This is a genomic window from Desulfovibrio biadhensis (assembly GCF_055388615.1).
In genome coordinates, this window is record NZ_AP042477.1 from 5,086,033 (window position 1) to 5,109,116 (window position 23,084).

At 55.2% G+C, this 23,084-nt stretch carries 16 protein-coding genes; all 16 read left to right on the forward strand.

The window, feature by feature from the left end; translation table 11 throughout:
* Window positions 1–18: 18 nt before the first annotated feature.
* The 16 genes from ACZ5EH_RS22100 (at window position 19) to ACZ5EH_RS22175 (ending at window position 23,080) form a co-directional block, all read left to right on the forward strand.
* Window positions 19–225, forward strand: a complete 207-nt coding sequence (locus ACZ5EH_RS22100; protein ID WP_464276017.1) for a hypothetical protein — start codon at window positions 19–21, stop codon at window positions 223–225.
* Window positions 226–242: 17 nt separating this feature from the next.
* Entirely contained in the window at window positions 243–938 is a 696-nt protein-coding gene (locus tag ACZ5EH_RS22105) for a hypothetical protein (RefSeq protein ID WP_464276018.1), read from the forward strand.
* Window positions 939–1,015: 77 nt separating this feature from the next.
* Entirely contained in the window at window positions 1,016–2,200 is a 1,185-nt protein-coding gene (ahbC, locus tag ACZ5EH_RS22110) for a 12,18-didecarboxysiroheme deacetylase (RefSeq protein ID WP_464276019.1), read from the forward strand.
* 37 nt (window positions 2,201–2,237) lie between these two features.
* Complete coding sequence (hemB, locus tag ACZ5EH_RS22115) at window positions 2,238–3,221, forward strand: porphobilinogen synthase (protein WP_464278348.1); 984 nt, start codon at window positions 2,238–2,240, stop codon at window positions 3,219–3,221.
* Between the two features lie 96 nt (window positions 3,222–3,317).
* On the forward strand, window positions 3,318–4,466 hold the full coding sequence (ahbD, locus tag ACZ5EH_RS22120) for a heme b synthase (protein WP_464276020.1): 1,149 nt from the start codon (window positions 3,318–3,320) through the stop codon (window positions 4,464–4,466).
* 2 nt (window positions 4,467–4,468) lie between these two features.
* The gene (gene ahbA, locus ACZ5EH_RS22125; RefSeq protein ID WP_464276021.1) at window positions 4,469–4,951 is read left to right on the forward strand and encodes a siroheme decarboxylase subunit alpha; all 483 of its coding nucleotides are present in this window, start codon (window positions 4,469–4,471) and stop codon (window positions 4,949–4,951) included.
* Window positions 4,952–5,184: 233 nt separating this feature from the next.
* Window positions 5,185–5,709 carry a type 1 glutamine amidotransferase domain-containing protein gene (locus ACZ5EH_RS22130; RefSeq protein ID WP_464276022.1) on the forward strand — a complete coding sequence of 175 codons (525 nt, stop codon included), beginning with the start codon at window positions 5,185–5,187 and terminating at the stop codon, window positions 5,707–5,709.
* Between the two features lie 342 nt (window positions 5,710–6,051).
* Window positions 6,052–8,523, forward strand: a complete 2,472-nt coding sequence (locus ACZ5EH_RS22135) for a sensor domain-containing protein (protein WP_464276023.1) — start codon at window positions 6,052–6,054, stop codon at window positions 8,521–8,523.
* 167 nt (window positions 8,524–8,690) lie between these two features.
* Window positions 8,691–9,293: a TlpA disulfide reductase family protein gene (locus tag ACZ5EH_RS22140; RefSeq protein ID WP_464276024.1), complete on the forward strand. Its 603-nt coding sequence runs from the start codon at window positions 8,691–8,693 to the stop codon at window positions 9,291–9,293.
* Window positions 9,294–9,308: 15 nt separating this feature from the next.
* Window positions 9,309–9,896, forward strand: coding sequence for a peroxiredoxin (locus tag ACZ5EH_RS22145; protein WP_464276025.1), 588 nt, complete (start codon window positions 9,309–9,311; stop codon window positions 9,894–9,896).
* A gap of 370 nt (window positions 9,897–10,266) precedes the next feature.
* Window positions 10,267–12,708 (forward strand): glycosyltransferase, encoded by a 2,442-nt coding sequence (locus ACZ5EH_RS22150; protein ID WP_464276026.1) that lies wholly within the window; start codon window positions 10,267–10,269, stop codon window positions 12,706–12,708.
* A 3-nt stretch (window positions 12,709–12,711) separates the two neighbouring features.
* A complete protein-coding gene (locus ACZ5EH_RS22155) occupies window positions 12,712–14,025 on the forward strand; it encodes a radical SAM protein (protein ID WP_464276027.1) in 1,314 nt (437 codons plus the stop codon).
* 239 nt (window positions 14,026–14,264) lie between these two features.
* Entirely contained in the window at window positions 14,265–17,579 is a 3,315-nt protein-coding gene (locus ACZ5EH_RS22160; RefSeq protein WP_464276028.1) for a midas domain-containing protein, read from the forward strand.
* 245 nt (window positions 17,580–17,824) lie between these two features.
* Window positions 17,825–19,333, forward strand: coding sequence for an alkaline phosphatase (locus ACZ5EH_RS22165; RefSeq protein ID WP_464276029.1), 1,509 nt, complete (start codon window positions 17,825–17,827; stop codon window positions 19,331–19,333).
* Window positions 19,334–19,418: 85 nt separating this feature from the next.
* Window positions 19,419–20,570 carry a YibE/F family protein gene (locus ACZ5EH_RS22170; RefSeq protein WP_464276030.1) on the forward strand — a complete coding sequence of 384 codons (1,152 nt, stop codon included), beginning with the start codon at window positions 19,419–19,421 and terminating at the stop codon, window positions 20,568–20,570.
* A 146-nt stretch (window positions 20,571–20,716) separates the two neighbouring features.
* Entirely contained in the window at window positions 20,717–23,080 is a 2,364-nt protein-coding gene (locus ACZ5EH_RS22175; protein ID WP_464276031.1) for an EAL domain-containing protein, read from the forward strand.
* Window positions 23,081–23,084 lie beyond the last annotated feature (4 nt).

Sequence of the window (23,084 nt, forward strand, 5' to 3'; positions counted from 1 at the left end):
ACCCGGGTTGCCGAACGCATGTGGCCTAAGCAGCATCAGTTCCACGCCAAGATCAAGCGCATTCAGTCGGAGATGGAGCAACTCGATCGTCTGGCCTCAAAACCTGAATTCAAACGGCTTTCCGCGCAGAAACGGCTGCAGCTGCGGGAAAGCCTGTTGCAGTCCAAAGAGCAGCTTATCGAGACGGTGCAGACCGCGCCGTCACCTACGGCCACATTGCAATGAAGGCCGAAGGAGCCCCCATGCGAGTAAAGACCGCCATTATCACCTGCGCCTGGGCAGCCTTGTGCATGGCCACTCTCTTTGGCTGCGGCCCTGTGGAATTGGAAGGCGACATCCGTGAAATCAACGTGGATGTCGAAGAGTTCGTGCACCGCCCCTGGTCGCCAAAGGTGTATCTGCGCCCCAAAGACCACCCGGACAGGGAGCTCACCGCGCTCTTTTTTCCTTTCCGCATGAGCCAGAGCATGCAGGACCCCATTCATTACGGCCGCGAAGTGGGACGCGTTTTCTGGGAGGCTTGGCTGCAGGAAAAAGTATTTCCGGTCATGGAATTTTACGAAAGACGCCCCTGGCCAGGTGGAGACGCCGCCGTGGCCCAGGGCCGCGCAAAAGGCGCTGACCTTGTCATTGGCGGTCAGGTAACGCACCTTATTGCCGGCGGCGACCTCGGCGATTCTCAGGTTGCCTTGCGTTTGGAGATATACGACGTTCATTCCGGGGCGCTTGTCTGGTCCATGTCCCATGCCGGTGAAATCAAAAATCGCGGCATGCAGGACTACATTCTGTTCCGTAAGCGTTCAGCAATGCCCAACGACCCCATTTACGCGATAACATTTGCACTGGCCATGGACATGAGCGACCCTGTCCTGAAATGGATGGAGCCTGTTCGTGAGAAGACGCCTTGCGACGATTGCCCCAAAGAGGACACGCTCTAAGGCCAAAAACCTTTTCCAGAACCCAAGCTATTACCGGCGGCGGCTCACAGGGCCGCCGCTTTCATGAAGGAGAGAAGATGATAGGCATATCCAAACTTTATTGCGGCCAGGTTGAACCATCAGACGCCCTGCGTTACGGACGGGATTCCGGGCAGATGCCGTCGCACCTGCTGCAGTTTTCCAAGGACAAGAAGCCGGTTGTCGTCTGGAACATGACCCAGCGCTGCAACCTCAAGTGTGTACACTGTTACGCCAAGGCCATAGAAGAAGACGGCTCCGACCCCATCAACACTGAGAATGCCAAGGTCATGATCGATGATCTGGCTTCCTTTGGCGCCCCCGTCATGCTCTTCTCCGGCGGTGAACCCCTGGTCCGCAAAGACCTGCTGGAGCTTGCACACTACGCCGTCTCCAAGGGCATGCGTGCAGTCATCTCCACAAACGGCACCTTGATCACCCCAGAAAAAGCCAAGGAACTCAAGGAAGTTGGTCTGTCCTACGTCGGCATTTCACTTGACGGGGGCGAAGCCGTGCACGACCATTTCCGCGGTGTTCCCGGCGCATTTCAGCGCGCGCTCAAAGGCATTGAGAACTGCCAGAAGGAAGGCCTTAAGGTCGGTCTGCGTTTCACCATCAACCGTCGTAACGTGCAGGAAGTCCCCACGCTCTTCGACATCCTGGAAGAACGTGAAGTGCCCCGCATCTGTTTTTACCACCTTGTTTACGCGGGCCGTGGCTCCGAACTCATCAAGGAAGACCTGGATCATCAGGAAACCCGCAAGGTGCTGGACCTGATCATGGACCGCACCAAGGCGCTGCACGACAAGGGCAAGCCAAAAGAAGTGCTGACCGTGGACAACCACGCCGACGGCCCCTACGTCTATCTGCGCCTGCTGCGCGAGGACCCCGAGCGCGCCAAGGACGTTATGGAGCTCTTGCAGTTCAACGAAGGCAACAACTCCGGCCGTGGCATTGGCTGCATTTCCTGGGACGGCAAGGTCCACGCCGACCAGTTCTGGCGCAACCATACCTTTGGCAATGTGCTGGAGCGCCCCTTCTCCGAAATCTGGACCGACCCGAACATCGAGTTGCTGCACAAGCTCAAGGACAAAAAAGCCCACGTAAAGGGCCGCTGCGCCACGTGCCGCTACCTGGGCATTTGCGGGGGCAACTTCCGCGCCCGCGCCGAGGCATTCTACGGTGACGAATGGGCTCAGGATCCGGCCTGTTATCTGACGGACGAAGAAATCGCGCCGGAATAAGGCAATCAAAACGCTACTGGAGAATATTGCCGTGACCATGAATTCCCGCTTTCATCGCGGCCGCCGGCTACGCAAAAGCGCCACGCTGCGCAGCATGGTGCGTGAAACAGTCTTGCATCCGGCCGACCTTATCCAGCCGTACTTCGTTATCGAAGACGACGACCCCACGGTGCGCAAGCCAATCGGCTCCATGCCAGGGCAGGAGCAACTCGGCCTCGATGCGCTGGTTGAACGCGTGGGCAAATTTGTGCCCATGGGGTTGGCTTCAGTGCTTCTTTTTGGCCTGCCCAAGGAAAAAGACCCCCGTGGCAGCCAGGCCTACGCCAGGGACGGTATCGTGCAACAGGCCGTCAGACGCCTTAAGCAGAGCTTCCCCGAATTGGTAGTCATCACCGATGTATGCCTTTGTGAATACACCTCGCACGGGCATTGCGGTCTGATACAGGGCGATGAAGTGCTCAATGACCCCACCCTGGAACTGCTTGCGCAGACCGCAGTTTCCCACGCGGAAGCCGGAGCGGACATCGTGGCCCCGTCCGACATGATGGACGGCCGCATCATGGCCATCCGGCAGGCTCTGGACAACGGTGGCTACGCCAACACCCCCATCCTGTCCTATGCGGTGAAGTATGCTTCCGCCTTCTACGGCCCCTTCCGCGAAGCCGCCGATTCGGCGCCGCAATTCGGGGATCGCAAAGCCTACCAGATGGACCCCGCCAACGGACGCGAAGGGCTCATCGAGGCTGCGGCAGATGTTGCCGAGGGCGCAGATATGCTCATTGTCAAACCCGCAATGCCATACCTGGATGTACTCCACGCGCTCAGGCAGCGCTTTCCGCAACCGTTGTGCGCCTACCAGGTCAGTGGCGAATTCGCCATGATCGCCGCTGCAGCGCAAAACGGCTGGCTGGACAAGGAAAAAAGCATGATCGAATCCCTGGTCGCCATCAAACGCGCCGGTGCGGACATGATCATCACCTACTTTGCCGAAGACATGCTGCAGTTGTGGGACGCTTCCTGAACCGCAGCCTTGTTTTGAATAGCACGGCCCATGCGTTCTGCACGCATCGGTCTTTGATGTTACCAGGGCGCACATGCGTCCGGAGGTTGAAAGAATATGCAGCACCCCCATGCACAACAGCTCCACGGCCACCCCGGGGGGCATCCACACGGCGTAAAAGGCCCGGCCGGTGAAGCCGGCGGCCCGCCGCCTCTCAGGCTCATCGCCTGGGAAGTAACGCGCTCATGCAACCTGGCCTGTAAACATTGCCGTGCCGAAGCGCACCTTGATCCCTACCCGGGAGAACTGGATACAGACCAGGCCAAGGCGCTGATCGACACCTTTCCGGAAGCGGGCGATCCCATCATCATTTTCACAGGTGGGGAACCGCTGTTGCGTAAGGACATCTTTGAACTGGTTTCCCATGCCAACGACAAGGGGCTGCGCTGCGTCATGGCGCCCAATGGCACCTTGATCACGGAAGAAAACGCGGCAAAAATGCGCGAATCCGGCATCCAGCGCTGTTCCATCTCCATCGACGGCCCCGCCGCCGACAGTCACGACGTTTTCCGCGGCGTGCCTGGCGCCTTTGCAGGCGCAATGAACGGTATAGAGCGGTTGAAGCAGGCCGGCATCGAATTCCAGATCAATACCACGGTCACACGCAACAACCTTCCGGTATTCAAGGATATTTTCAAGCTCGCCAAGGACCTGGGCGCAGCCGCCTGGCACATCTTTTTGCTGGTGCCCACAGGCAGAGGCGCAGAGCTCGGCACCGAAGTCATCAGCGCCGAGGAATATGAAGAAGTGCTCAATTGGTTTTATGACTTCCGCAAACAGACCGACATGCACCTGAAGGCAACCTGCGCGCCCCATTATTATCGCATCATGCGCCAGCGCGCCAAAGAAGAAGGAATTGCCGTCACCCCTGACACCTTCGGCATGGACGCCCACTCCAAAGGGTGCCTGGGCGGCATTGGGTTCTGCTTCATCTCCCACACGGGAATGGTGCAGCCCTGTGGCTATCTGGAGCTGGACTGCGGGGACGTGACAAAAACGCCCTTCCCTGAGATTTGGCGCAATTCTCCACGCTTTTTGGAGCTTCGCGACCAGGAGCAATACCGCGGTAAATGCGGCGTATGCGAATACCACCGCGTCTGCGGGGGATGCCGCGCCCGCGCTCAAACCATGCAAGGGCACTATCTCGAGCAAGAGCCGCTCTGCTCTTACATCCCGCGCAAACTGCGTGAACAGCCGGAGAAATAACCATGGATCCGATGGACAAGCAGATTCTGGACATTATCCAGTCCGGATTTCCTCTGACGCCTCGCCCGTATGAGGCGGTAGGCAAACAGATAGGCCTGACTGAAACCGAAACCCTTGCCCGTGTTCGCAGTTTGAAAGAGCGCGGCATCATCCGGCGCCTGGGCGCCAGCTTTCAGTCCAAGGCGCTGGGCTGGCGCAGCACCCTTTGCGCCGCCAAAGTCCCCGAGGATAAGCTTGACCAGTTTGTTTCCGCGGTGAACAAGCACCCCGGGGTAACGCACAACTACATCCGCCAGCATGAATATAATGTCTGGTTCACGTACATTGGTCCCAGCTGGGATGCGGTGTGCGCTGCCCTTGATTCCATAACGGAAGAAACCGGGGTCCCGATTCTGAACATGCCGGCAAAAAAAATGTTCAAGATCAAGGTCGAGTTCAAGATGGATGACCAGAACGCCCCTGCGCAGGATGAGGAAGCGGACTGATCCTACTGCCTGCAAGACGAAACATGCTGCCCTCTGGCCTTTTTGGTCAGGGGGCTTTTTTACTTCCCTGAAATTTCACCGCTCACAAAAGCCGCTGTCGGTTGTACTCTGTCAAACAAGATGCCTACCGGGCTCAGCCCATGTCATGGAACCGACATTCCACAACGCTCATGGGCGTGCTATGCTCGCGCTAATTTTGACCACAAGCCCGACAAACAACAGGAGTTGCAATTATGTACGACATCAGCGGTAAACGAGCGGCCATTCTGGTTGCGGACCACTACAACGACCTTGAATTCTGGTACCCAAAAATCAGGCTCCAGGAAGCAGGCGGCCAGGTGATCGTCGCCGGCCCCAAAAAGGGGGCGACCTATTCCAGCAAATTCGGCATGCCGGCAACCGCCGACGCAGCCTACGAAGACCTGACCCCTGACTCGGTGAATGCCTTGATCATTCCTGGCGGCTACGCCCCGGATATCATGCGCCGCCATCAGGCGGCCATAGACCTGGTTGCCAGCGTATGCAAACAAGGCAAACCCATTGCCTTCATCTGCCACGCAGGCTGGCTCGCCGCCTCTGCAGGCATTGTCCACGGCAAACGCTGCACCTCGTTTTTTTCCATCAAGGACGACATGGTCAACGCCGGCGCCAAGTGGGAAGATGCGGCAGTGGTGATTGATGACAACATCATTTCCAGCCGCACCCCTGATGATCTGCCGGATTTCTGCAAGGCTTTGTTGCAAAAAATGGCAGGATAATCGCTTCAAAGAGTGGTAACGCCACCCTATTCCCAAAAGCAGCACCAGGAAGGGCGCCGCGTACGTGGCGCCCTCTTGCAATATTGTAAATTCTGCAGACTCTTGTTACATTTCTGCTGCCGCAACTTTTCATCCTGTCACAGGATGATTTCACCAACAATGTAGAAGGTTACAGCCCCCCGTCACTGTAGCCCAGTAAAGATCTTACGTTCATAGTGACATTTTTGCATTCTTCGTCTTATCAAGGCAGCAACTGATCAATGATTACAGCTTCTTACAAAATGGCTCAAAACCTGCTTTACGTTCTCATCGAACCCCAAACACGTATTTGCAGGAAAAACAATGACCAATGACGATAACGCCCTCTTTGCATCACTATTAGAGGGCGCTGCCGACCCGGCGCTTGCCGTTGCCTTCGGTGGCACCATACTGTGGTGTAACACAGCCTTTTCCGTCACGTTTGGTCACCCTCCCGATGGCGCTGCCGGGCAGAACATACGCACCTTGCTGGTGCATAAAAAGTCCAGTGAGGCCGTCGCTTCCATATTCGCCAGCCTTGCCCGTGGCGAAAACGTCCGCCTCCCCCTTTTCTGCAAAAGCAAAGGCGGTGAGGAAGTACACACCGACTGCTCCGCGCATCCACTGCCGCAACTGAATGTCTATCTTTTTCAATTCCGCGATATTTCGGCCTCTGTGCAAACCATTACCGCGCTTAATCAAAATGGAAACAATGCCTACCGCAAGCTCTTTGAAAACGCGGTGGAAGGCATTTTTCGCACGACTCCGGAAGGACGCTACCTGGACTGCAACCCGGCCCTGGCGCGCATATACGGTTTTGCATCCGCCCAGGAGCTGATTCAGAACTTCTCGAGCATTGCAAACCAGCTTTACGTCAACCCCGCCCGCCGCGAGGACTTCAAGCGCATCATGGCTGATAATGGTGAGGTGTGGGACTTTGAATCCCAGATATACCGCAAGGACAAAAGCATCATCTGGATCAGCGAAAACGCCTGGGGAGTGCGTGACGATGCCGGCGAAATTACCTGTTATGAAGGTACGGTCGTAGACATCACCACCAGAAAATGCACCGAGGCCGAATTGGCCATGCAACGCGAGCACTCCCGCCAGCTCTTTGCAAATGCACCCCAGGCGATTGTGCGTGTGGACCGTGACGGCTACATACTTGAAGTGAACAAAGGGTTCGAAACCCTCTTTGGACTGGAAGCAGACAAGGTTGTCGGCCGACGCAACCGGGAAGTGGTTGTGCCGGACGATCTGCATTCCGAAGCAGAGCAATTCAACAATCATTGCTTGCAGGGCGCTTCCATAGAAAAGGAAACCTTCCGGCAGCATCTGGATGGCAGGCGCATTCCCGTGCAGGTGATAGGGTACCCCATCACACTGGGAGGCAAGGTAAATGGTATATTCTACAACTATGTGGATATCACCGAACGTCACGAATTCCAGGAGCAATTGCAACACCAGGCTTTCCATGACTCCCTGACCGGCCTGCCCAACAGGGCGCTGTTCATGGAGCGGCTGGACCGCGCTGTACAACGCTTAAAACGGCGCGAGGACTACAGTTTCGCCGTATTCATGATCGATCTCAACCGCTTCAAGATCATCAACGACAGCCTGGGGCACCAGGCCGGTGATAAAATGCTCATGGGCGTTGCCAGACGGATTCAGTCATGTATCCGCAGTGTGGACACCGTAGCCAGACTCGGGGGAGACGAATTTGCAGTGCTTCTGGAGGAATATCTTTCACCACAGGATGTTGCGGAGGTGGCCATTCGCATCCACGAAGTCATGGAGCCGCCCTTTTCCATCGGGGGGCAGGAGCTTGTAAGCCGCGCCAGCATCGGCATTGTCCTCAAAACAGAAGACTACAAAACTGCTGAAGACATACTCCGTGACGCCGACATCGCCATGTACAGGGCCAAAGAAAAGGGGCGCGCCCGCAAGGTGCGATTCAAGATTTTCAACAAGCGCATGCTTGAAAAAGCTGAAGAGAGCATGCACATCGAGCACGAATTACGCCACGCCATTACCAACAACGAGCTGGAGCTGCACTATCAGCCCATTGTCTCTGTTGAAGATCAGGAATTGCTAGGATTTGAGGCGTTGGTGCGGTGGAACCACCCCCGCAGGGGGCTGGTTGGGCCTGATCGCTTTATTCCCATTGCCGAAGAAACAGGCATGATCGGCTCTTTAGGCCGGTGGGTGTTACAAAATGCCTGCGAACAAATGCGCGAGTGGCGTGAAGAATTTCCGGAACTCCAGGCATTGACCATGAGCGTGAATGTCTCCAGCAAGCAGCTCGGGGACCCCGAACTCGTGGAAGACATCAAAAACTTGCTGGCGAACTGCATGCTTCCGGCAGGCTGCCTCAAGCTGGAAATCACGGAAAGCGTGTTCATGCAGGAGACACCCCGCGCCACGGAAACCATCCGGGCGCTCAAAGAGCTTGGCCTGCAGATTGTGGTGGACGACTTCGGCACGGGATATTCATCCCTCAGCTACCTGAAACTCATGCCTGTTGACATGCTCAAAATCGACCGCAGCTTTATCAGCGGCCAGGGTGAAATTACCCTGGAAATCGTCAAAACCATCATCAACCTGGCCAAAAACCTGGGACTCAAAGTTGTGGCGGAAGGCGTGGAAAGCGAAGATCAGCTCAGGCACCTGGTTACCGAACATTGCGATGAAGCCCAGGGATATATGTTCTCCAAACCAGTAGACAGTTACAAGGCGGGGCGTCTTATAGACAAACTGCGTAAACGGCCTCCCGGCGAATTACCAGAGGAAATATGACCCTACTCCCTGGACACTACAAGCTTCTGAAAAGCATGACTTTATTTTTATGATGTTTTTTGCTGCACTTTACAAACGCTGTTAGCATGTCTAAAAGAACACAATAGAGATCTTTCAAAGGCCTCGTTATCCTGAGACCCTTTTACATACTCTTTTGGAGCTAATCTATGCGCACTGCCTCGATTGTCGCCGCACTCTGCATGTTCGTCATGCTTTCGCACGCAGCGGTTTTTGCCGCTTCCGGCTCCCTTACAGAAGGCGAAAAGCCTAAAGAGGGCGGCACTCTTGCTGACTTTGAACTGAAACTACCGGAGACTCCCGCCGCCAAGAGGTATCTTGGACTGCCGGATGACCTGCGCACATTCAGGGTATCAGACATCAAAGCCGACGCCGTGCTCATCGAAGTATTCAGCATGTATTGTCCTTTTTGTCAGCGGGAAGCCCCTGTTGTAAACGAAATGTACAACACGCTCATCCAATCTGACATGGCGGACAGGTTGAAAATGATCGGCGTAGGCACTGGCAATTCAGAATATGAAGTGAATGTCTTTCGCGAAAAGTTTGATGTAAAAATCCCGCTTTTCGACGATGAAGACTTTTCCGTTTACGATACAATAGGCCAGGTGGGCACGCCCTTCTTTCTTTTGGTCCGCAAGGACCCAAACGGAAAAGGATTGCGGATAATGAAGATCAATGAAGGCATGCTCAGCGATCCTGACGCCTTTTACAAAGAGATTGTGGATATGGTTAAAAATCTGCCCACAAATTAACAACAGGAGTCCACAATGAAAAATACCTTATATATACTTTTCGTTGTAGGGGTACTCTTTTTACAACCGTCATCCCTGTATGCCGGATTCGAACAGCACCTTTTCGATCCAGGACACTTGGCTCCGATTGACAGTAAATCCACACTCGCGGTTGGTGATAAGGCGCCTGATTTTGAGCTGCCCTCCATCGGCGGACCAAACGTGCAACTTTCCGATTTTCAAGGAAAAAAAAACGTCTTACTCTCCTTTGTACCGGCGGCATGGACGCCTGTATGCTCCGGACAATGGCCGGGATACAACATCCTTGAAGAGGAATTTGCCCAAAAGGATACTGTACTGCTTGGTTTAAGTGTGGATAATATCCCGACACTATTCTCCTGGACCGAGGCCATGGGGCACTTGTGGTTTCCTGTGCTTTCCGATTTCTGGCCTCATGGCGCTGTCGCGAAAGCCTACGGTATCCTGCGTTCATCTGGCACGAGTGAACGGGCTCTTTTCCTCATCGATAAACAAGGCATCATTCGGTACATTGATATTACCGATATTAATACCCGCCCCGAACTGGGAAGCCTGATGCAGGCGATAGATAATCTTCCCAAGTAATCTTAAAGCCTTATCGCTACACACGCACGCCGGCGCACATCTTGATGTGTGCCGGTTTTTTTTACCCCTTTCTTTTTGCGGCAAATGTAACCGTCCGGCACAGAATCATGCTGCTATCGTCACCTCGCCGTAAAAAGAAGCGTCTAGACATTTTCAAACGATGGTTGACAGATTTCAGGTTTGGTCTGCCTTTTCGGACCTGCCATTCTTTAATGGAGATTTTGTTATGAGTACGCCCCGCACTACACCTCCTTCTAGGGAATATTGTGTGCAAAGGGGCGTTTTCAGCCCTAACGCTTCCGATGAAGGGGTTCCATGCGGAGCCCTTTCTTGTTTTTATTTGTCCGACCTGCAGCACAAGGGGTGAGCCATGAAGATCGATTTGCACGTTCATTCCAAGTTTTCCTCAAAGCCCTCGCAGTGGTTTTTGCAAAAACTGGGTTGTCCGGAAAGCTTTGTGGAGCCTGAGGCCCTCTACCGCATCGCGCGGCAGAAGGGCATGGACATGGTGACCATTAGCGATCACAACACAATCGAAGGCGCCCTCGCCATTGCGCATCTTCCCGGCACCTTCATAAGCGAGGAAATCACCAGCTTTTTTCCTGAAGATCAGTGCAAGGTGCATATCCTCGCCTGGGACATCGACGAAGGCATCCATGAAGACGTGCAGCGGCTGCGCTTCAATATCTACGATCTGGCCGCTTACCTGCGTGAAAACGGCATCAACCATGCTGTCGCCCACCCGCTGTATGCCTGCAACGACAAGCTGACCCCGGGGCACCTGGAAAAGCTGCTTCTTCTGTTCCATGTCTTTGAGATAAACGGCACTCGCGACGGCATGCAGAACAACCATCTGCGTAAAATTCTGGCCTTGCTGGACGAGCGTGTGATGCAGCGGATGGCGGACAAGCATGGTATTGCCCCTGTTGGTGAAATGCCCTGGAAAAAGAGCATCTCGGGTGGCTCAGACGACCACAGCGGATTGAACATCGCCCGCATTCATACCGAAGTCGCCGACGTCGCAACGCATCAGGACTTCTTCAACGGCGTCCGCAATGGTCGTTCCAAGGCAAGGGGCGAGCACGCCTCCCCGTTGACCATGGCGCACAACCTCTACGGCATCGGCTACCAGTTCTTCAAGGACAAGTACGATCTCCAATCCAAAGTAAATAAGGACCGATTCCTCAAATTCATGGACCTGTCCCTGGCCCCGGAATCCGCCGAGCCCAAAGGAATTTCCGGCGCCATCACCAAAGTGCAGGCCGCCATCAACAATTCCGGCATCCTGAAGCGGGACAAGAGCCTTCCAGCCCAGCCCGCCATGCTGCTCAAACACATGGCCGAAGAAGTCTTCAGCGAAGATTCGGGCCTGCTTGAACGCGCCAAAGCGCATGGCGGCACACAGGGCGAAGCTGAAGAACGCTGGTTTGATTTCACCAACCGCACCGCGGACAAGGTCCTTTCCCACTACGCGGAAAAATTGCTGAACAATGTCTCCGGCGCCAATCTGTTCGACCTTTTCCAGACCATTGCCTCGGCAGGCGCGCTCTACACCGCACTTTCTCCCTACTTCGTAGCCTACACCCTGTTCACCAAAGACCGTGCTTTCTGCCGCCTGGCCCTGGAACGCATCAAGGACCTGCGCAAGGGCATCCCAGGAATCTCCAAGAAAACGCCCCATTTCAAACTGGCGCACTTTACCGACACGTTTTTCGATACCAACGGCGTGGCCATCACGCTGCGGGAGCACATCACTCTGGCTGAAAAAACGGGGGACAAGGATTTTGTCGTCGTAACCAGCCACCCAGACATGTCTGAACGCAGCAAGCACCTGAAAAACTTTGCTCCAATCGGGGAATACGAATTGCCGGAATATCAGGAACTGAAACTCCTGTACCCCCCCGTCCTTGAGATGCTGCGCTACGTTTACGAAAACGGCTTCACCCATGTCCACCTGGCCACGCCCGGCCCCGTCGGCATGGCTGGCATGCTCATTGCCAGAATCCTCAAGCTGCCCATGGCTGGCACCTACCACACGGCCCTGCCCCAATACGCAGGGCGCCTTACCGGTGACCATGCCATGGAAGACTTGATGTGGCGCTACATGGTTTGGTTCTACAATGAACTCGAAACTGTTTACGCGCCCTCCATGGCCATTGGCGATGAACTCATCTCCAAAGGCGTGCGCGAAGACAAAATCCGTACATATCCCCGTGGTGTGGATGTCACACGCTTCACCCCGGCCAGGCGCAACGGATTCTTCAAGCGCTACAGTCTCAATGGCAATCTGAAGCTTCTCTATGTAGGGCGAATTTCCAAAGAAAAAAACATGCCCCTTTTGGAAGACGTCATCAAAAAGGTGGCCGCGCGTGTACCGAATCTGGATGTAATCCTGGTGGGCGATGGTCCTTACCGCGAAGAGATGGAGCAAAATCTGAAGGGTATGAACTGCACCTTTACGGGCACCCTGGAAGGTGATGATCTGGCCCAGGCCTACGCCTCCTCCGACCTATTCGTCTTCCCCAGCACCACAGACACCTTCGGCAAGGTAGTGCTCGAAGCGCAGGCATCTGGCCTGCCTGTAATTGTCACTGACAAAGGCGGCCCGCAAGAGAACATCCAGCCTGGCGAGACTGGCTGCATAGTTCCTGCAGACGACCCCGAGGCATTCAGCAGCGCAGTGCTGGATTTGATTTGCAATCCCGAAAGGCTCCGCGCCATGGGTACCTGTGCTTGCAACGCCATGAAAGCACGTTCCCTGGAGAAAAGCTTTGACGAAACCTGGCAGCTTTACGCAGGCAACATGAATTAAGCTATGCCCAAAGAAACACAGACAACAACACAGCAACGGGCAAACCACCCTCTGCTCGGCCTGGGGACTTTGAGAACTCTGGCAAAAGGACGTGTACCCGGACAGGTCGTTCTGCAGTACACGGATCGCTGCAATGCATCCTGCGCCCAATGTGGCATGCGCGCCTCTACCAAGATGGAGCGCTTCACCATGGAGCCGGATAATGTCAAGCGTCTCATCGACGCAATGGCCCGCCAGGGAGTCCAGGCACTGTCGTTTACCGGGGGAGAACCCCTTCTGTGTCTCGATGAAATCGCCCCGTTGATGCAATACGCGGGGGATGCCGGCATCCGCTTTATTCGCACCGGGACCAACGGCTACATATTCAAGGGGCACGACCGCCCCGACTTTGAAGAGCGCATGGAGCGTCTGGCAAGCACCCTTGCTGCAACGCCCATCAATACCTTCTGGATCAGCATAGATTCCGCAGTGCCGGCGTTGCACGAGAGAAATCGCGGCTTTGCCGGCATTGTGGAAGGCATACGTAAAGCATTGCCCATATTCCACAGCCATGGGCTCTACCCCTCTGCCAACCTGGGCATAAACCGCTATACAGGGGGGGAGGGCTCCTTTGCGCTACCCCTTATCCCTCCCAACACAAACGGCCAGCACCGCGATGCCTTTTACCTGGCCGCCTGCGATGCTTTCAACCGCTTCTACTCCTTTGTTGCCGACGTCGGCTTCACCATCGTCAATGCCTGCTACCCCATGAGCATGGATGAGGCGTCCTCGGACGATGCAGTATATGCAGCGACGGCCCAGGATCACTTCATCAGCTTCAGCACCGCAGAAAAAATAGAATTGTTTCGAGCGCTTTACGACACCTTGCCCCAACACAGAGGGCAGTTGCGCATTTTCACCCCCCGCAGTTCCTTGTTGGGACTGATGCGCCAATACCAAAAAAATGGCGCCTATGCCCCTTGCAGGGGTGGTATTGATTTTTTCTTTGTGGACGCCAAAGACATGAACACCTTCCCCTGCGGCTATCGCGGGGGGGACAACCTTGGAAAATTCTGGGATCTGGACCTTGCCAGCCTGAACCGGCCTCCCTTTTGCGACAAGTGCGACTGGGAATGTTTCCGGGACCCTTCTGAACTGCTGGCTCCCCTGGCAGGTGCCCTGCACCATCCTGCAGCGACCCTGAAAAACCTGGTGCAGGATCGCCAAATGCGTAAAGTATGGTGGGAAGACCTGGGATACTACCGCGCTTGCGGCTACTTCAATGCCCGGCAAGCACCGGATTATACGCGCTTATCCCGCTTTGAAAGGCGCTATTGAGCGTATTCGCACAGGTCACGGTTTTTGCCGCGTCACCGCCCTTTGCCGACGTCTGATATCCATCTCTCCGGACTAGGAAATTATCCAGAGCGCAAAATGATCCCATTTTGCAGCCACTCCAATAATTCTGTTTTCCTCATGGGTTGCCACTTGCAATAAAAAGCACTAAATGGGTAGGTGGCGTCTCATGCTATACGCATCACTCCATCTTCAAGGGCACAGGTCGCAGAGCACAGTACATGGCTGTCAAACAGAGCAAAGGCTTCGAGCTTTTCACCCAGACATTTCAGTCGCAATACAACATCGATGCACAAATGTTGCGTGGTGTGGCCTGGGAGGTTTGGCAAAACGAGCTCTCCGAACGCGACCGACAGGTCTGGGAGCGCATGGCGATCCAGGACGCTGCAGAACAAGCCCCTGTATCCCCAAAACAACCCGAGCCTGAAGCCAAACCTGCCCCCCTTCCGGAACAGGATTTTTCTCAGGATGTCGCCAGTGACGAAGGCGACTTCGTTACGGGCCTCGGTATGGGCGAAATAGAGTTTTCCGAAACCGACGAGCCCGCCTCACCGCCTCAAGCGCCTGCGTCTGATGCTCCCGAAGAATATGACTTTCCTTACGAAGAAGATGAAGAAGAGGTCGAGGGCGACATTCAGATGCAGCCGGAGCCCGAACCAGAGCCAGAGCCCGAACCGGAACCCGAGCCCGAACCGGAACCCGAGCCAGAAGATGAATACGAGTTTGAACTCGAAGAGCCCGACCCGGAACCGATATCCCACCCAGCGCCCCCGGAAAAAGAAAAGGCGCAGCCTTCTCCGATAGCTGCAGAGGAACCGGAGGCTTCCACTGTTGCGTCGGACAAAAGCGTGGCAGCGGCGAGGGCTATCCAATCCGCACAAGCCGAAAAGGCGGCGGCAGCCACCCAGAATCTGGAAGACACTCCTTTTGAAGAAGAGGCGTCCCAGGCTGACGAGCCCATGCTTTTGGATTCCGCACTGATCATTCAGGATGCTTCAGAGGAATCTCTGGATGCATCCCATGGAGAACAGGACATTGATCTTCAGGATATGGAAGAGTTGCCGCTTCTTGAAGATCCCGAACATGATGACGCTGTCATTGCCCCTGAAGATATACTGGAATACGCCCCTGACATGGAGGCGGTTGCGGAAGACGAGCTTCCTCCCTTGCCGGATGGAGAGGAAGGCGAATTCGACGAACGCATCAGTCTGGAGGAAGCCGCACGGGTCCGCGACAAGGCCATAGCGGCGCTGCAGGACCACTTGGGGATTGATCCAGACGCGGTCATGGAAGACGAGAAACTCCCGGACCTTGATTTTGGTGACACCAGCAATTTCAAGAAATCTGCCCCCTTGCCTGTGGAACCTGAGCCCGAGCCGGATGAAGATTACGAATTTGAGCTTGAGGAAGAGGCTGAACCGCTGCCTTCGGAGCCGGACGTACTCCCTGAAGAAATGCCGGAACCATCCCCGGTAGAACCGGCTGAACAAGATGCAGTACCAGATGCCGCCGGTGCCGCAGAAGAAGACGATTACGAATTCGAGCTTGAAGAAGAGGCCGAACCACTGCCCCCGGATCTCGAAGAAGCGCCGACGACTGTTGCGGAACAGGACTCTGAAGAAACCGCCGTTCTGGAGACTGGACCCGAACCAGCCCGTATTGCCGATGATGATGAGGACTACGAGTTTGAACTCGAAGCCGCGGCTGAAGACGATATTTCTCTTCCAGAGCCTGTTGCGGAAGTTACTACTGGGGAATCCTCTGAAGAAAACGACGCTTCTTACGAATTTGATCTGGACGTTGACACGCTTGGCGGCATGACCCTGCCCGAGTCCGAGCCTGAGCCGGAAACGTCCGAAAACCCCTCCCTTATGGAGGACGCTGACGAAGCCGATGCCAATGAAGCAGAGGGCACAGCGGCAGATGAAACAGACCAGACGCTTTCTTCAGACGCGGCCTTGGAAGAGGAGTCTGCAGACGCCGAGGATTACGAGTTTGCGCTCGAACCAGCGGAAGAAGCTGGCACAACTGCTGACGACGCGCAGGACACCCCTGCCCCCGAGGTTGAAGAGCCGGCACCAGACGCCGCAGAAGATGCGTACGAGTTTGAGGACGCAGCGCCCCCTGTGGCAGAAGAGCAGGAAAGCGAAGAAGAGCCGGTCCCCCTGGACGAGTATCTGCTGCAAGCCACCACGGAGACGGATGACGCCCCTGAAGCTGCTACTGAAGCAGTAGCTGAAGAAGCGCCTGAAGAATCATCTGCGGACGATCCTTTGGACCAATACCTTTTTCAGGAAGCCCCGGACGAGGCGTTTGAAGACTCCTACGAGTTTGAAGACGTGACTGGCCCCCTGCCTGTGGAGCAGGAAATGGAAGCGCAAGAGGAGAGTGCTTCCTCCCAGGAGGCAGCGCCTGAAGCAGCTGAGGAAACTCCCGACCAGGAAGAAGAAGATTTCGATCTACATCTGGACGATGACGAGTTTCTGGAAGAGGATGATGCGGAAGAAGACATTTTTTCAATCTCTTCCGGCTCTGCAGGTCTGGATATCGACAAGCTTCTCCAAATGCAGGATGACGACGACGAGAAGGAGGCTACGCCTGAGTTCGACAACGCAGAAGATGCGGACAAGGCGCGTGAAAATGATCTGGACATGGATATGGTCCTTAGCGACGAAGATACGCACCCTTCCCGCCTGCTTGATTCCATCCCCCCCAAAAAGGCAAGCAAAAAACGCCAGGAATCCAATAGCAACGTTGCCGAGGTGGAAGAGATCGAGGAGCTCGAGATCGAGCCCATCATCGATGATCCTGAGGAACAAAGTGGCAAGAGCAAGAAACCTCTTTCTGCAGCGGAACAGGCGTTGCGCCGCTTTAAGGCCTTGTCCGAAGAAGAGGACGATGATCCCCAGGAACCTGAATTTCTTGTTGATGAATCATCTGTGGAGCACACCAGGCAGGCACGGCTGCAAGCCCGTGAAGCCGTGGCCAGCAGGCTACAAAAACATACGCCCAAACTTGCAAAGGCGCTTCTGCAAAAAGCAATGCAGGGCGATACCATGGCCCTCATGCTCAGCATCCAGCGGCTGGTGCCCGAGCGTATCCTTAATAGCATGACCACGGCCCTGACCGAGGCCGCCCTGGAAAAAGGGCGTAAAGGAGCGCCCTCTTTGCTGGCGCTTCTGGCAGGCACTGAATCCTGCCCCGTCCCCAGTGTGGAGGAAGCCGCAGACATGGCGGATATTCTTGCGAAGCGCGCCATGCAGGGCGATCTTGCTGCCATGGATCTGTCCCTGCGACTCACCGGACTGCAGGATGAACAAAGCAACGCCATCACACCAATTATAGAGAAACTTCTTAAGAAGGCGCTCAAGGGCGACGCTGTAATGTTGGCGCTGTTCATCGAACGCCTGGCCCCCTTGGAGCTGCCGGAAGAGGAAACCAGAATACTCGGTCGAGCCCTTCTGGACACGGCCCTTAAGGGTGTGGACAGCTCCCTGCTTGCCTGCCTCGCCAGCCTGCTCGAAAACGAACAGTAAACACCTTTCCGTGGCAGGCCTCTCACGCCTCCGCAAACTGTCCTACAACCCTTACATCCCTGATTCCAGCACTGTGGCGGCCTCTCGCAGCTACACCGGAACGTTACAGAACGTAATCCATTCTTCAACAAGTCGTCTCTTCATTGTCACCAAGCATTTGTCACTACTGCCTGTGTACCGGTCATCTTGACCGCAATATTGGCAAACCCGTAAGTTCATGCATGCAAGGAAGGAGGACTCAAACCATGCGTATTGGCAAGAATTTCAAGCTCGCCGTCTCCGCATTTGCGGTTGCCGGTCTGCTGCTCATCGGCCAAGGCATTGCACAAGCCAAAACAACCCTCTACAAAGGACAGCCCGCGAAATACGTTTTCCTGTTCATTGGCGATGGAATGGGCTTTCCCCAAAAGACCGCTGCCGAACAATTTCAGGGCAAAACACTGGTCATGGATTCTTTTCCCGCCCAGGGCGTAACCACCACCTACGCTGCTGACCGCTTCATCACCGGTTCTGCCGCGTCCGCCACGGCTCTGGCCAGCGGCCAGAAGACCAACATCGGCATGATCGGCATGAAGCCTGACCAAACCGTTGTGAAGACCATTGCTGAACTGGCCAAGGAGCAAGGCAAAAAGGTCGGTATTATTTCCAGCGTATCCATCGACCACGCAACCCCAGCTGCCTTCTACGCCCACGTGCCCAAGCGCAGCATGTACCATCAAATCGACCACGCGCTTGTTGAAAGCGGTTTTGACTTTTTCGGCGGTGGCGGCATGAAAGACCCCGAAGGCAAGCGCATTCTGAAAAAGAACCCTGACGCCAAGACCCTGGGCGATGCCGTGGCCAAGGGTAAAGAAAACGGCTACAAATTCGTAACCGATAAAGAAGAGTTCATGGCGCTGACTCCGGCTGATGGCAAGGTTGTTGCCTGGAACTCCTGGCTGCAAGACAGCGGCGCCCTGCCTTACGCCATCGATATGACCGACAATGACATCACCCTGCCTGAGTTCACTGGCAAGGCCATTGAAATGCTGGACAACGACAAGGGCTTCTTCCTGATGGTTGAAGGCGGCAAAATCGACTGGGCCTGCCACGCCAACGACGCTACCTCCGCCGTGACCAACACCATGGCTTTTGACCAGTCCATCGCCAAGGCTGTTGCATTTGCTGAAAAACACCCTGACGAAACCCTGATCGTCGTCACCGGCGACCACGAATGCGGCGGCCTGACCATCGGCTTTGCCGGCACTGAATACGAAACCTACTTCAACGTCCTGGGCAACCAGAAGATATCCTACGTAAAGTGGGACGACGACGTATTCAAGAACTTCAAAGGTGATTTCAATGCTCTCAAGCCCTTGATCACTGAAAACTTTGGTCTGAAGTTCGAAGGCGATGCCAAGGCCGATCCCATGGTCCTGGCTCCTTTCCAGGTGAAGCAGATCGAAGCCGCCTTTGATCGCGCCAAGGCCGGTGAGGCTGAGAAGTCCGACAACGAAGAAACCTACCTGCTGTACGGTGGTTACAACCCCCTGTCCGTAACCCTGACGCACATTCTGAACCAGAAGGCCGGCCTGGGTTGGACCTCCTACAAGCACACCGGTGTGCCCGTTGGCACCACCGCGATGGGCGTTGGCGCAGACAGCTTCAACGGCTACTACGACAACACCGATGTAGCTCTGAAAATGTACTCCATCATTGGTGTTGACCCCGTGGTCCACGCCGCCAATGAATCTGCGAAAGTCGCCTCCAAATAACCCCTTACCTCTCTTCGACTAGATGCCAGGGGCGGCGCTGCCTTGAAAAAGGTGCGCCGCCTCTAATCTTATAAGGAGCTTTTTCATGGATATCCCCGGTGGCAGCAATCGTCGTGACATCACTCTTGTCATATGCTTCCTGGTCCTAACTGTTGCGCTATCTTTTCTGGAGACGGGATTCGAGCAACTGGTGCATACCAATGCCGTACGCTGCAAAGGCAAGGTTCTGGACGTAGACAACAGCGAAGTGCAGACCTTTGGTATCGTCAAACAAGGCGAACAGAGCGTCACCCTCGAGTTGCTGGGAGGCCCCTTCGAAGGAAAAGTCGTCACCGGGATGAACAACCTGCTGGGGCAGATGGACAAAGACAAAATTTTCACCCCCGGCGATTATGCTCTTGTGGTCCTTAGTTTGAATGGCGACGGGGAGATCGTCTATGTTAATCCGCAAGACCATTACCGCCTTGGCCTGGAACTGACGCTACTCGGCCTGTTTGCCCTGCTGTTGCTGGCATTCGGAGGGTGGACTGGAGTCAAGGCGCTGCTTTCCTTTCTTTTTGCCGCTCTGTTTCTCTGGAAGGTAGAAGTACCCATGATGCTGGAAGGGTATAACCCTGTCTGGCTGACCCTGGGGGTTTCGGCAACGCTTACCGCGGTCATCATTTTTCTGGTGGCGGGGCTCAGCCGGCTGGGTCTGGTTTCCTTTCTCGGCGCCTTTCTCGGCGTACTCACGTCCTGCCTGCTGGCGATTTTCTTCACCGATGCGCTGCACCTCCACGGCGCGGTGCTCCCCTTTGCCGAGACCATGCTCTACTCCGGGTACGGGCACCTTGACCTCAAGGGGCTTTTTGTCGCCGCCATATTTCTCGCCGCCTCGGGCGCGGTAATGGACCTGGCCATGGACGTTGCAGCCAGCCAGCAAGAGGTAGTCCGCTCCAACCCCGGACTGGGGCGCTGGGAAATCTTCCTCTCGGGCATACGCGTCGGGCGCGCCGTGGTCGGCACCATGACCACCACCCTGCTCCTTGCATACTCAGGCGGGTACATAACGCTGCTTATGGCGTTCATGGCCCAGGGCGTACCTTTGGCCAACCTGTTCAATATGGTTTACGTGGCCGCAGAGGTGGTCAAAACCCTGGTGGGTAGTTTTGGTCTGGTCACTGTGGCGCCTTTTACTGCACTAGTTGGGGCATTCTTGTATGCAAGACCTGCAAAAAAAGCTGTAAATACAAACTAAAAGGTTGATGCTTAAAAAACTACCATTATCGTCATACGTCTGTAACGTAACTATCCTAGCTTTTTGCTGTCCCCGCCAGATCAATCTCCGGGATTTCAACCAATTAACCAGGGGTGCGGCTGACAAGCCAACACTCGGGTGCAGCGATGTCGGGACTCAAGAAGTATATCTCTAAAAAACTCAATTACTTCACAGAAAATAACGAAAATATCGATTATACTCGCTCACCGTTGCAATTCCTGGACGAGCAAGATGCACGCCGCCTGCGCATGCTGTACGGCAAGGCCCACATCGGGCTGACCACGCTGGAAATCCGGGATTTCTACCACCTGCCCACCGGCTCCAGTGAAATAATTGGCTTGCAGCTTCTGGACTGCCTCGAGTTCGAAGCCGTCAAACTCATCCCCCAGTTTTTTCATCACGCCAAAGTGCTTTTTTCCATGCATGTGGGCTTCAGCAGTATTGTCATTTTTTTTGAAATCACTGATGATTTTACAGCGTTTGCCAATGCCACCCACCTTTTCCGGCTGCAAGTCAACGAGCGTATCAACGTCACGCTGAGCGCTTCTTTGCCCAAGCCGGTGGATGTTCTTGCCGGTTACTCCCACATCGAATCATGGCGCAGGGACAATTTCGACGAAGTCTTTTTCCGCGCTTTTTGCCAAGCCAAAGGCATGGCCCAAAAGCCCAAGGAATGCGACTACCTGCCCATGCACGACGAGTTCCATTGGCTGCTCGAAAGCGAGCGCATAGACATGCACTACCAACCCGTCATCTGCTTTGAGAACGGCAGGGTCACGGGCTGGGAAGCCTTTATGCGCGGACCGGACGGTAATTTCTTTCACATGCCGGAGATGCTTTTCCGCTATGCAGACGAAAACGGCCAGGCCCTGAGGCTGGATCGCCTTTGCCGGCGCATGGCCTTGCGCCATCTCGGTCCCATAGAAGATCACCAGTACCTGTTCATCAACGTGCACCCCGCCAGCCTCAGCGACCCCAATTTCACGCCCAAGGCTGTTGCACAGGAAGTGAGGGATTCCGGCCTGACACCGGAAAATGTTGTGCTTGAATTTACCGAACGCCAACGCATGCAGGATATCAACTACTACTCCTCCACCCTGCAGGGATTTCGCCACGAAGGGTTTCACGTCGCCATCGACGACGTGGGCACGGGGCAATCAAGCCTGCGCTTCATCCCCCAGCTGCGCCCGGATTACGTCAAGGTGGACGTTTCCCTCATCGGCAATATCGACTCCAACCCTTTTCACCGCATCATGGTGGAAAGCCTGGCCTACATGTCCGAGAAGATCGGCGCCAATGTGGTGGCCGTGGGTATTGAAACGGAAACGGAACTTAGTTCCCTGGTTTCCATGGGCATATACGGAGGGCAGGGCAACTACATCTCCCCCCCTTGCATGGAAAAGAGCACTCGCAACATCGCGATTCCCGTCCATGCGGCCTTCAGCGAGGAAGGTATCCAGGCCCTCAAGTGCTCCCTGCCAATCAGCGACCTGGCCAAGGAAACCATCTCCACGGACGAACGCACCACGGTACGCGAAGTCAAGGCCATGCTTGCCGACAAACCGCCCCAGACTTCCGTGGTCGTGCTGCGGCGCAACCGCCCAGTGGGCTTGCTGATGCAATACTCCATGGACCGCCACCTGAGCACGCAGTTCGGCATGTCGCTCTACCACCATCGCGATGTGGGGCGCATCATGGATGTATCCCCGCTCATTGTTGACGCCTCACTGCCCACCGAGGAAGTCGCTCGCAAGGCAATGGAACGTGAAAGCACTAAAATTTACGATGATATCATTGTCATTTCGGGAGAAAAGCTCAAAGGCGTCGTCTCGGTGCAACGCATGCTGGACAGCCTGGCCCAGACCCAGGTTGAGCTGGCCAAAGGCGCAAACCCGCTTTCAGGACTGCCCGGAAACGTGAGTATAGAAAAAGAGCTTGAAAACCGTGCCCACAAGCGCATACCCACCAGCCTGATCTATGTGGACCTGGATAACTTCAAGGTCTATAATGACGTTTTTGGATTTGAACGCGGAGACCGGATAATCCTGCTGACAGCCAAGGTGCTGGCTGAATCCGTTGGCGCCAGAGGCGACAGGGAAGACTTTGTAGGACACGTTGGGGGCGATGATTTTCTGATCCTGGCAGACCCCTCCAGAGCTGAAAGCATCTGCCAGAAAGCTCTGGATGACTTTGCCGCCCAGACACCGCAGCTCTACCGTCAGGAAGATCTCGAACGTGGTTACATTGTCGGCAAGGGGCGCGATGGCAAGACGTCCAAATTCCCCCTTACGTCGCTTTCAATAGCTGTGATAGATTGTGATTTCGCGCCACCGTTCAATATGGAAATGCTCTCGACCCGGGTGGCTGACGTTAAAAAAGCGGCCAAATGCGTATGTGGCAATTCATGTGTCCGCGAGGCCTTGTTAGCGAATCCATCCGAAATCGATTACGCCACTGACAGCAACCAACCAGGCGCGCATCTCAGTTGATGCA